7 protein-coding genes are annotated in these 12,155 nt (G+C 44.0%); 5 read left to right on the forward strand and 2 right to left on the reverse strand.

Annotated elements, in window-relative coordinates:
- Positions 1-80: 80 nt before the first annotated feature.
- Entirely contained in the window at positions 81-1,280 is a 1,200-nt protein-coding gene (gene argG, locus FHS57_RS05230; protein ID WP_183971842.1) for an argininosuccinate synthase, read from the reverse strand.
- Positions 1,281-1,393: 113 nt separating this feature from the next.
- Positions 1,394-2,101: a GNAT family N-acetyltransferase gene (locus FHS57_RS05235; protein WP_183971843.1), complete on the reverse strand. Its 708-nt coding sequence runs from the start codon at positions 2,099-2,101 to the stop codon at positions 1,394-1,396.
- 415 nt (positions 2,102-2,516) lie between these two features.
- Here FHS57_RS05235 and FHS57_RS05240 point away from each other — a divergent pair, with 415 nt between their 5' ends.
- The 5 genes from FHS57_RS05240 (at position 2,517) to FHS57_RS05260 (ending at position 11,972) form a co-directional block, all read left to right on the forward strand.
- The gene (locus FHS57_RS05240) at positions 2,517-5,216 is read left to right on the forward strand and encodes a PQQ-dependent sugar dehydrogenase (RefSeq protein ID WP_183971844.1); all 2,700 of its coding nucleotides are present in this window, start codon (positions 2,517-2,519) and stop codon (positions 5,214-5,216) included.
- Positions 5,217-5,480: 264 nt separating this feature from the next.
- On the forward strand, positions 5,481-7,778 hold the full coding sequence (locus FHS57_RS05245; protein WP_183971845.1) for a BspA family leucine-rich repeat surface protein: 2,298 nt from the start codon (positions 5,481-5,483) through the stop codon (positions 7,776-7,778).
- Positions 7,779-7,984: 206 nt separating this feature from the next.
- The gene (locus tag FHS57_RS05250; RefSeq protein ID WP_183971846.1) at positions 7,985-10,132 is read left to right on the forward strand and encodes a BspA family leucine-rich repeat surface protein; all 2,148 of its coding nucleotides are present in this window, start codon (positions 7,985-7,987) and stop codon (positions 10,130-10,132) included.
- Positions 10,133-10,338: 206 nt separating this feature from the next.
- The gene (locus FHS57_RS05255) at positions 10,339-11,838 is read left to right on the forward strand and encodes a BspA family leucine-rich repeat surface protein (protein WP_183971847.1); all 1,500 of its coding nucleotides are present in this window, start codon (positions 10,339-10,341) and stop codon (positions 11,836-11,838) included.
- Positions 11,826-11,972, forward strand: a complete 147-nt coding sequence (locus FHS57_RS05260) for a 3-coathanger stack domain-containing protein (RefSeq protein ID WP_183971848.1) — start codon at positions 11,826-11,828, stop codon at positions 11,970-11,972. Before FHS57_RS05255 ends, FHS57_RS05260 begins: the two co-directional genes overlap by 13 nt.
- Positions 11,973-12,155 lie beyond the last annotated feature (183 nt).

Here is a 12,155-nt window from a genome sequence, read left to right on the forward strand (position 1 = left end):
GAGATTTTCGTTATCCGTTAATTGTTATCTGTTATTAGTTGTTCACTACTGATAACAGATAACAATTAACAGACAACGAATTACTGATTCAACTCACTAATTTTCTGATAAATCATCACTTGGTTTGACGCTACTTTGGCAAAACCACGAACGTCATCGCCAGTCCAAGCGTTGTTCATTTCGCCATAGCTACCAAACACCGACGACATCAAATCGTATGTTGATTCAATGCCTTCAACGTGGAAACGGTACGGTGCCAAATGAATGTGTACCAATCCCGAAACGTGCGCTTGAGTATCGGCCAAGAATGTCTCGATGTTGCGCATCACAGGCTCCATAAACTGGCCTTTGTGCAACAGACTTCCGTACCAGTTGGCCAATTGTTCTTTCCAATACAATTGTTGCTCGCTCAATACGTGTTTTTCCAACGTATGGTGCGCTTTGATAATCACCAACGGCGCGGCTGCTTCAAAACCAACGCGTCCTTTGATACCAATGATGGTGTCACCCACGTGGATGTCGCGTCCGATACCGAAAGGTGCGGCGATTTCGGTCAATTTTTGAATCACTTCTACCGCACTCATCGCTTCGCCATTAAGTGAGCAAAGTTCACCTTTTTCAAAGCCCAACGTAACACGTTCGGCCTCGGTTTTGCTTACTTGCGTTGGGAAGGCGCTTTCTGGCAAGTAGTTATTTGACGTCAAGGTTTCTTTTCCACCTACCGATGTTCCCCACAAACCTTTATTGATAGAATACGCTGCTTTATGCCATTCTTGATCAACTCCTTTTGACTTTAAGTATTCGATTTCGGCTTCGCGTGAAAGGCGCATATCGCGAATCGGAGTGATGATTTCGGCTTCAGGCATGATGATGCGGAACGCCATGTCGAAACGTACTTGGTCGTTTCCTGCGCCTGTACTTCCGTGGGCAATGGCTGCTGCGCCAATTTCTTTGGCAAACTCAGCCGCTGCAATCGCCTGAAAAATACGCTCGGCACTCACCGAAAGTGGGTACGTGTTATTTTTCAGAATATTTCCAAAAATCAAGTATTTGATACACTCGTCGTAGTAAGCCGCTGTTTTTGAGATAGTCGCGTGCGACTTTACACCCAACGAATACGCACGAGCTTCGATGGCCTTCAGTTCTTCGTCCGAAAAACCTCCAGTATCGACCAATACCGAATGAACTTCGTAGCCTTTGTCTTCTGACAAATATTTGACACAAAACGAGGTATCAAGACCTCCACTAAATGCTAAAACAACTTTCTTTTTTTCTGACATCGGTGGTAAATACAATTAGTTGCCGCAAAGTTAAGATAATCTAAGGAAGGTTACTAAAAAAATAAACCCGCTGACCTTAACGCCAGCGGGTTAGTATGCAAGGTAGGCTTTTCCTACGCTACTTCTAATTCTTGTTGACGATGACGTGCTTTTGCTTCTCTGATTTCGCGTTGTAGCAACACGCGTTGTTTGAGACGCATCCAACGTTCGTATAACTTCGACTCTTTCAAGAAATCCCAAGGTGCTTTTTTCCCACTTTTATGGGCTACATGCGGGTCGTACATCATTCCCGTACACAAACAGTTTTTACGGTTGGTACGCGTCAGTACGTCATAGTTTACGCAGCTAGAACAGCCTTTCCAGAAAGCATCATCCGCTGGTAACTCACTAAAAGTGACTGGCTCGTAGCCCAAATCCGAGTTGATTTTCATCACGGCTAGGCTCGTAGTGATACCAATGATTTTTGCTTCAGGATATTTCACGCGCGACAACTCAAATGCTTTGCGCTTGATGGCCTTTGCGATGCCACTCTTACGGTGATCAGGGTGAACGATAAGCCCCGAGTTAGCCACAAATTTGCCATGTTCCCAGGTTTCGATGTAGCAAAAACCAACCCACTCGCCCAAAAGCGTAGTGGCGATGATTGCCTTACCTTCGGCCATTTTTTCGCGGATGTAAACAGGAGAGCGTTTGGCAATCCCTGTTCCGCGTTGTTTGGCGCTTTCTTCCATCTCTTTGCAGATGGTTTCGGCGAGGTCAAAATGTTTTTCTTCGGCTGTTTCTACAATGTATTGGTCAGATACGATTTCGATGTTTGACATTGTCGTTTAGTCAGGATTAAATCCTCTGCGGAGACAAATAATCCGCTTTGGTGTTGAAAATTGATGATTTTTGGGGAAAGTGCGAAGTATGTTTACCACATAGGCAAACGGGTATCATTGTGTCCTTTCGGACCTACAAATAAATGGCGTAGTATGTGCGCAGCGAGTATGTGAGAGCGTTTTGGCCACTTTTGTGATTTTGTTTTTGAAAAAAAACGTGACAAATATCGGTTAAATTGTATGAACCGTGCAAGAAAAGAACGAATTATTTTTTTCGATAGTTCATTTTACTTCCTACATCGTACTATATACAATTTCTTATTAATTCATAAAACTTGTAAGTCAGCAAATTAGTTTATTCGATAGCCGTACTTTATAAGGTAACACAATACAAATTTTCATTTTAAACTACATTATGAAGCCATTTTTTGGGTCTAAGTCATCATTGGCACTGGCTGCTTGCTTGCTCCTAACAGCGATGTCGCCCTCAGTGATGGGGCAAACCTCCACTCCCCCTGAGGAAAACCGCTTTACCAAAAACATTCTACTTGAAAAGCTCGACGAACCCACTGAGCTTGTAGTACTGGAAGACCAGCGCGTGCTCTTAACCGAGCGCAAAGGGAAAGTAAAATTGTTCAACCCCAAAAAACCGAATTCGTACAAAGTAGTAGCCAACCTACCTGTGTACATTCTGCAAGAATACGGCTTGATGGGTATCAACCTAGACCCCAATTTTAAAGAGAACAAATGGGTCTATCTGTACTATTCGCCCGTATCGACCGAAGCAGATACTTCGCAGCGATTGGTTCGTATGAAGTACGATACCGAAAAAGATACGCTCCTGCCTAGCACCGAACAGGTCTTGTTGCGCGTGCCCGTCAAACGTACCGACTGCTGCCACACGGGTGGGTCGATTGCGTGGGACAAACAAGGAAATTTGTACCTTTCAACGGGAGATGACATCAATCCGTTTGGCAACGAAGGCTACGGCGCTCTCGATGGTCGCCCTGGTCGCGCCAATTGGGACGGCCGCTCAACGTCTTCTAACACCAACGACTTGCGCGGTAAAGTACTTCGTATCAAGCCTCGTCCTGAAGGTGGGTATGACATTCCAGCGGGTAACTTATTCCCCGTAGGTACAGCCAAAACTCGTCCAGAGATTTATACCATGGGAACACGTAACCCGTACCGTATTTCGGTGGACCAACGCACCAATTATTTGTACTGGGGTGACGTAGGCCCTGACGCAGGCAACGACAGCCCAACACGTGGGTCGCGAGGCTATGATGAAGTAAACCAAGCCCGTAAAGCAGGGTATTTTGGCTATCCTCTTTTTATTGGCGACAACCGTCCTTATAATCGCTATGACATGGGCACCAAAGTATCGGGTGAACGTTTTGACCCGCTCAAGCCCATCAACGATTCTCCCCACAACACAGGTATCACCGAATTGCCTCCTGCACAAAAAGCGTTCATTTTTTACCCCTACGCCGACTCACCTGAGTTTGGCCCAATCGTAGGAAAAGGAGGTCGTAATGCCATGGCAGGGCCTGTTTACTACTACGACGATTATCCAGAAACCAACGTAAAATTCCCTCGTCACTACGACGGCAAGCTGTTTGCTTACGAATGGATTCGCGACTGGATTCACCCCGTGACCATGACCAAAGACGGCGACTTTGTGCAAATGGAAGAGTTTATGCCTAACACCAAGTTTAGCCACCCTATCGACATGCAGTTTGCGGTGGACGGCTCGTTGTACGTACTCGAATACGGTAACACTTGGTTTGCCCAAAACGACGACTCGCGCTTGTCGCGCATCACCTACAACGCGGGCAATCGTAAGCCGTTGGCCGTGGCAAGTGTGCAGAAAAAAGCGGGTGCAGCGCCCATGAAAGCCGAGTTTTCGTCGAAAGGAACGGTGGATTACGACGGTGATGCCCTCAAATACGAGTGGACGTTTGGAAAAGGTTTGCCCAAAAGTACCGTGGCTAACCCAACATTTACCTACACAAAACCAGGCATTTACACCGCTACTCTCAAAGTAACCGATAGCAAAGGCAACGCACGTAGCAGCAGCGTAGAGGTAAAAGTAGGAAACGAACCTCCTAAAGTAGAAGTGGCATTGGCAGGAAACAAATCGTTTTACTGGGAAAACAAACCCGTTGCTTACGAAGTGAAAGTTTCGGACAAAGAAGACGGCAGTTTGGCCAATCAAAAAATCAATCCAGAGGATGTCACCGTAACGGTGGATTACTTGGAAGGCTTTGACAAAACGATTTTGGCACAAGGCCACCAAGCCAATTTGGGCGTAGCGACGGGCAAACGCTTGATGGATTTGTCGGATTGTAAAGCCTGCCACGACGTAGTGAAGAAGTCGATTGGCCCTGCTTACCGCGACGTAGCCAAAAAATACAAAGGTGCGCGCGATATTGAAAGCCGTTTAGCCGATAAAATCATCAACGGTGGTGGTGGCGTATGGGGCGAACAAGCCATGAGCGCCCACCCTCAAATCAAGAAAGAAGAAGCCAAAGAAATCGTGAAGTACATCATGTCGTTGGGCAACGAAAAAGGCCCCGACAAAAAACCTGTGAAAGGCGAGTACGTAACAGCGGCTAAACAAAAAGAAGGTTCGTATATTTTCAGGGCCAGCTACACCGACAAAGGAAATCCTGTCGTTGGTCCTCAGACTTCTACAAGCACGGTGGCCTTGCGTCCTGCCAAATTGAAAGCAACTTGGAACGACGAAGCCAAAGACGCGACGACGGTTGAGCTTCCGACAAAATCGGAAGTATTGGCTCCAGTGAAAAATGGTAGCTACGCACTTTACAAAGACGTGGATTTGACCGATGTCAGCAGTTTATCGTGCATGGTGTATGCCACTCCTGACCGCACCGTAGGCGGCACCATCGAAGTACGTTTGGATAGTCCAACGGGGGCGTTGATTGGTCAGACCGAAGTATCGAACAGTCAAATGGGGGCTGTAACGTTATCGCTCCGCAAGCCTGACAACAAAGTACACAATTTATATTTGGTTTTCACGACCACCAAATCGGTGCCCGAAGGCAATGGTTTGTTTGGCGTAGAATGGCTCCAGTTTAACTCGGGGCAATAGTTTTTTTCATTATTAACCGTTTTTGCCGTGGGGCTGGTTGCTTACAACCAGTCCCATTTTTTTTTATCCTTCTCATTCAGCCGAAGATTGTTACATTCCTAAAAACTGTGGCAAATCTGAGCTATCCCTGGGCTAAAATCGTCGTTGATGGCACGCGAATGAGACGGATTGAACGGATAACTTGTGCTTTAGCACTTAAAGTATTCGTAGTTAAAACCTACGTTTTTCTACATTTGTAAGTATTCTCTCGAAAAAAGTCATTTTATGCCTAAAACTTTCCTCCAACTTATCGTTATTTCTTTCCTTGCTTGGGGAACCATGTGGCACCCTGCCCAAGCCCAAAACAGCCCCTTCATTACCCGTTGGGATTTATCAAAAACAGGCGGCACTGCCACGACCTTGACATTTGGCGTAGCCACCGCTGGCACCGTAAGTTATACTTGGCAGCAGGTGGGTGGCGCAGCCTCAGGAAGCGGGACGTTTAGCGGAAGTGCGCTCACCATCACAAACTTACCTGCCAATGCCATCATCGACCTAAGCATTAATCCCATTAATTTTCAAAGGATTAATATCAATTACGGAACAGACCGCCAACGCCTCATGGAAATAAAGCAATGGGGTACAGTGGCTTGGACTAGTATGCAGAGGGCTTTTTACGGCTGCTCAAACATGACACTCACGGCTACTGACACCCCCAACTTTGCTGCTGTTACGGACATGAGTTATATGTTTGCTGTTTGTTGTGCTTTTAACCAATCAGTGAGTAATTTTAATACCGTAGCAGTTACTGATATGAGTGGGATGTTTGCTTTTTGTAATTCATTTAACCAATCCGTGAGCAATTTTAATACCTCTGCCGTTACCAATATGAGTGCTATGTTTTTAGGTTGCAGTGCCTTTAACCAATCCGTGAGCAATTTTAATACCTCTGCCGTTACCAATATGAATAGTATGTTTTCAGATTGTAGTTTATTTAACCAGTCCGTGAGCAATTTTAATACTGAAAAGGTGACCAATATGAGCTTTATGTTTGCTGTTTGTCGTGCCTTCAACCAATCAGTACGTAACTTTAATACTGAAAAGGTGACCAATATGAGTGGTATGTTTGAAGGTTGTAGCTCTTTTAATCAATCGGTGAGCAGTTTTAACACTGAAAAGGTTACTCATATGAATAATATGTTTTGGGGGTGTAATGTCTTTAACCAATCGGTGAGCAATTTTAATACCGCTGCCGTCACCGATATGCGTGGTATGTTTTATAATTGTCATGCCTTTAACCAATCAGTGAGCAATTTTAATACTGAAAAGGTTACTCTTATGAATAATATGTTTTGGGGGTGTAATACCTTTAACCAATCAGTGAGCAATTTTAATACTGAAAAGGTGACTGATATGAACTATATGTTTTTGGGGTGTATAACCTTTAACCAATCAGTAAGCAATTTTAATACTGCTGCTGTCACAGATATGAGTGGGATGTTTATGGGTTGTAGTTTATTTAACCGATCAGTGAGTAATTTTAATACTGAAATGGTTACTAATATGAGTTATATGTTTTTCGGTTGTAGTAACTTTAACCAATCATTAAGTAATTTTAATACTACCGCGGTTACTAATATGAGTTATATGTTTTATCGTTGTCCTGCCTTTAACCAATCCGTGAGCAATTTTAACACTGAAAAGGTTACTGATATGAGCTATATGTTTGCTGATTGTAGTGCCTTTAACCAATCAGTAAGCAATTTTAATACCTTAGCTGTTACCAATATTAGATTTATGTTTTCTGAATGTAGTGCCTTTAACCAATCAGTAAGCAATTTTAATACTGAAAAGGTGACTGATATGAGCTATATGTTTTCTGGTTGTAGTGCCTTTAACCAAAGTTTAGCTTCTTGGGGTAGTCAACTCAATGCGAATGTGGACCTCGGTGGCTTTTTGAATAACTGCGGCATGAGTGGGGCCAACTACGATGCTACGCTCAAAGCTTTTGCGGCTGGCTCGGTAACAGATAGAAATATGGGCGCTTCAGATCTTAAGTACTGCGATGCAGAAACGGCCCGTAAGCTCCTTACTACCCCCGTCGCCTCGGGGGGCAAGGGCTGGAGCATCTGGGGAGATTCTAAAAACTGCACTGTCCCAGCGGTCATTGCTATTTCACCCGAGCGGCCCGCTATTTGTCCAGGAACGTCCATCACCCTGGCAGCGAGTGGATGCGCGGGTACGGTAACTTGGTTGGGTGGCGCAAGTCCACAAACGGGGGCGTCAATCACCGTAAGTCCTGCGCTTACTACTTCTTATTCAGCCAATTGCAGCACGGGAGGTACAGAAACCGTTACGGTAAAGGTAGCCACCAATACCCTAGCAGTAGGTTACAACGTGGTCACCGAAAAGGAGCGATTCAAGGCATCCACGACCCTTACTTCCAATAAAAAAGTGGGCAATGTCAGTTTTACGCCCAATGCCAACGTCGTCTATGAAGCAGGCAACTCCATCACCTTACTCCCTGGCTTTTCTGCCGAAAAAGCGAGTACGTTTCTGGCCGAAATAAAAGGCTGTCAATAGAGCAGTTATTTCTCCTCCTATTTTTCATTTAACTTCTCTGGCGCCCTAATTACTGTATCCGAGTCATCCGTAGGCTAAAATCGTCGTTGATGGCACGCGGATGAGACGGATTGAACGGATAACTTGTGCTTTAGCACTTAAAGTATTCGTAGTTAAAACCTACGTTTTTCTACATTTGTAAGTATTCTCTCGAAAAAAGTCATTTTATGCCTAAAACTTTCCTCCAACTTATTGTTATTTCCCTACTTGCTTGGGGAACCATGTGGCACCCTGCCCAAGCCCAAAGCAGCCCCTTTATCACCCGTTGGGATTTATCAAAAACAGGCTGGACAGCTACGGAATTAAGTTTTGCCGTAGAAACAGCTGGTACGGTAAGCTATACTTGGCAGCAAGTGGGTGGCGCAGACTCTGGCAGTGGTACGTTTAGCGGAAAGACGCTCACCATCAAAAACTTACCTGCCAATGCCATCATCGACCTAAGCATTGACCCCGTTAATTTTCAAAGAATTATTATCAATTACGGAACAGACCGCCAACGCCTCATGGAAGTAAAGCAATGGGGGACAGTGGCTTGGATCAGTATGCAGAATGCTTTTTGGGGCTGCTCGAACATGACACTCACGGCTACTGATACCCCCAACTTTGCTGCTGTTACGGACATGAGTTATATGTTTGCTGATTGTAGATCTTTTAACCAATCAGTGAGCAATTTTAACACCGCCACTGTGACTAATATGAGTGGAATGTTTGGGGAGTGCAGTGCCTTTAACCAATCAGTGAGCAGTTTTAATACTGAGAAAGTTACCAATATGAGCTATATGTTTTCTGGTTGTCGTGCCTTTAACCAATCAATCAGCAATTTTAATACCGCCGCTGTAACTAATATGAGTTCGATGTTTTCTGGTTGTCGTGCCTTTAACCAATCAGTGAGCAATTTTAATACCGTTACTGTGACTACTATGAGCGGAATGTTCAGTAATTGTAGCTCATTTAACCAATCGGTCAGCAATTTTAATACCGCCGCTGTGACTACTATGAGCGGAATGTTCAGTAATTGTAGCTCATTTAACCAATCGGTCAGCAATTTTAATACTCAAAAGGTTACTGATTTTTGGTCGATGTTTTCTGGTTGTAGCTCATTTAACCAATCGGTCAGCAATTTTAATACTCAAAAGGCTACGCGTATGAGCAGTATGTTTTGGGAGTGTAGGAACTTCAATCAACCAGTAAGTAATTTTAATACCACCGCTGTGACTACTATGAGCGGGATGTTTCTTGGTTGTAGCACTTTTAACCAATCGGTCAGTAATTTTGATACCGAAAAAGTTACTGATATGTGGGGGATGTTTGATGGTTGTTATGCCTTTAACCAATCGGTCAGCAATTTTAATACCGCTGCTGTGACTAATATGAGTTCGATGTTCTCTGATTGTAGCTCATTTAACCAATCAGTGAGCAATTTTAACACTAAAAAGGCTACTGATATGAGTTATATGTTTTTTGATTGTACTGTTTTTAACCAATCAGTAAGCAATTTTAATACTGAAAAAGTTACTGATATGAATTATATGTTTTTTGGTTGTAGCACTTTTAATCAACCAATTAGCAATTTTAATACCGCTTCCATCAAGAGTATGAATTATATATTTGCTTATTGCCGTTCTTTCAACCAAAGTTTAGCTTCTTGGGGTAGTCAACTTAATGCTAATGTGAACCTCATTGGCTTTTTGGATAACTGCGGCATGAGTGTGGCCAACTACGATGCTACGCTCACCGCTTTTGCCGCAGGCTCGGTAACGGGTAGAAATATGGGTGCTTCAAATATTAACTACTGCGGTGCTGAAACGGCCCGTAAGCTCCTTACTACCCCCGTCGCCTCGGGGGGCAAGGGCTGGAGCATCTGGGGAGATTCTAAAAACTGCACTGTCCCAGCGGTGATTGCCATTTCACCCGAGCGGCCCGCTATTTGTCCAGGAACGTCCATCACCCTGGCAGCGAGTGGATGCGCGGGCACGGTAACTTGGATGGGTGGCCCAAGTCCACAAACGGGGGCGTCAATCACCGTAAGCCCTGCACTTACTACTTCCTACTCAGCTAATTGCAGCACGGGAGGTACAAAAACCGTTACGGTGAAAGTAGCCACCAATACCCTAGCAGTAGGTTACAACGTGGTCACTGAAAAGGAGCGATTCAAGGCATCCACCACCCTTACTTCCAATAAAAAGGTGGGCAATGTCAGTTTTACGCCCAATGCCAACGTGGCCTATGAAGCAGGCAACTCCATCACCTTGCTCCCTGGCTTTTCTGCCGAAAAAACAAGTACGTTTCTGGCCGAAATAAAAGGCTGTCAATAGAGCAGTTATTTCTCCTCCTATTTTTCATTTAACTTCTCTGGCGCCCTAATTACTGTATCCGAGTCATCCGTAGGCTAAAATCGTCGTTGATGGCACGCGGATGAGACGGATTGAACGGATAACTTGTGCTTTAGCACTTAAAGCATTCGTAGTTAAAACCTACGTTTTTCTACATTTGTAAGTATTCTCTCGAAAAAAGCCGTTTTATGCCTAAAACTTTCCTCCAACTTCTCGTTATTTCTTTCCTTGCTTGGGGAACCATACTACACCCTGCCCAAGCCCAAAACAGCCCCTTCATTACCCGTTGGGATTTATCAAAAACAGGCGGCACTGCCACGACCTTAACATTTGGCGTAGCCACCGCTGGTACCGTAAGTTATACTTGGCAGCAGGTGGGTGGAGCAGCTTCTGGCAGTGGTACATTTAGCGGGAGTACGCTCACCATCATAAACTTACCTGCCAATGCCATCATCGACCTAAGCATTGATCCCGTTAATTTCCAAAGGATTATCATCAATAACAGAACAGACCGCCAACGCCTCATGGAAGTAAAACAATGGGGCACGGTGGCTTGGACTAGTATGCAGAGCGCCTTTCAGGGCTGCTATAACATGAAACTCACAACTACTGATGTACCCAACTTTACAGCCGTTACCAATATGGGTTATATGTTTAGCGATTGTTATGTCTTTAACCAATCGGTAAGTCATTTCAATACCGCAGCCGTTACTAATATGGAGGGAATGTTTTCTGGCTGTCGTGCCTTTAATCAATCGGTCAGCAATTTTAATACCGCAGCCGTTACTAATATGTACGGTATGTTTTCTGGTTGTACAGTTTTTAACCAATCGGTAAGCAGTTTTAATACTGCCGCTGTTACTAAGATGAGTTTTATGTTTGTTGGTTGCAGCTCCTTTAATCAATCAGTAAGCAATTTTAACACCTCAGCCGTTACTGATATGTACGGTATGTTTAGCGGTTGTAGTAAATTTAACCAATCTGTGAGTAATTTTAATACCTCAGCCGTTACCAGTATACGCTCTATGTTTTCTGGCTGTAGTGCCTTTAACCAATCGGTAAGTAGTTTTAACACCGCCTCTGTTACCAATATGAGTTATATGTTCTTTGGTTGTAGTACCTTTAACCAATCGGTTAGTAATTTTAATACTACAGCCGTTACTGAAATGAGTGATATGTTTGCTAATTGTAGTACCTTTAACCAATCGGTTAGTAATTTTAACACCTCAGCCGTTACTAATATGCATGGTATGTTTAGCGGTTGTAGTAAATTTAACCAATCTGTGAGTAATTTTAATACTGCCGCTGTTACTTTCATGAAGTCAATGTTTTTTGGTTGTAGTGCTTTTAATCAATCGGTAAGTAATTTTAATGTCGCCGCCGTTACCGATATGGGTGGAATGTTTAATGGTTGCAGTGCCTTTAATCAAAGCTTGGCTACTTGGAGCAGCAAACTCAATGCCTATGTTGACTTAACTAATTTTTTAGACAATTGCGGCATGAGCGTGGCCAACTACGATGCCACTCTCAAGGCTTTTGCGGCAGCCTCGGCAAAAGGTATAAGTATGGGGGCTACAAATCTTAAATATTGTGATGCAGAAGCCGCCCGCACACTCCTTACCAAACCTACCGCTTCTGGTGGTAAGGGTTGGACTATTTTGGGAGATACAAAAAATTGCTCTCGTTAAAGTTTCATTATACCTTCAATTTTACGCCCAATGCCAACGTGGTCTATGAAGCAGGTAGCTCCATCCCCTTGCTCCCTGGCTTTTCTGCCGAAAAAGCGAGTACGTTTCTAGCGGAGATAAAAGGCTGTCAATAAAGTAGTTACCCCTCCTCATATTTTTCATTTAAGTAATAAAGCAAAAGTTTTAGAGTAATTCAAAGTAGCCTCGGTAGAGGCGCAACATTTGTAGTAACAGCAGGTGATTTTTTAATTTTTGCTTCGGAGAAGCATAACTTGGTGCTTTGTTATGCTTCTCCGAAGCAAAAGGGTTTTATATAT

It is taken from the genome of Runella defluvii, from assembly GCF_014195535.1.
In the GTDB taxonomy this organism is placed as follows: domain Bacteria; phylum Bacteroidota; class Bacteroidia; order Cytophagales; family Spirosomataceae; genus Runella; species Runella defluvii.

Excerpts from the sequence above, each read along its gene's own strand:
- argG (WP_183971842.1), bottom strand. The coding sequence starts at position 1,280 with ATGTCAGAAAAAAAGAAAGTTGTTTTAGCATTTAGTGGAGGTCTTGAT.
- FHS57_RS05235 (WP_183971843.1), bottom strand. The coding sequence starts at position 2,101 with ATGTCAAACATCGAAATCGTATCTGACCAATACATTGTAGAAACAGCC.
- FHS57_RS05240 (WP_183971844.1), top strand. The coding sequence starts at position 2,517 with ATGAAGCCATTTTTTGGGTCTAAGTCATCATTGGCACTGGCTGCTTGC.
- FHS57_RS05245 (WP_183971845.1), top strand. The coding sequence starts at position 5,481 with ATGCCTAAAACTTTCCTCCAACTTATCGTTATTTCTTTCCTTGCTTGG.
- FHS57_RS05250 (WP_183971846.1), top strand. The coding sequence starts at position 7,985 with ATGCCTAAAACTTTCCTCCAACTTATTGTTATTTCCCTACTTGCTTGG.
- FHS57_RS05255 (WP_183971847.1), top strand. The coding sequence starts at position 10,339 with ATGCCTAAAACTTTCCTCCAACTTCTCGTTATTTCTTTCCTTGCTTGG.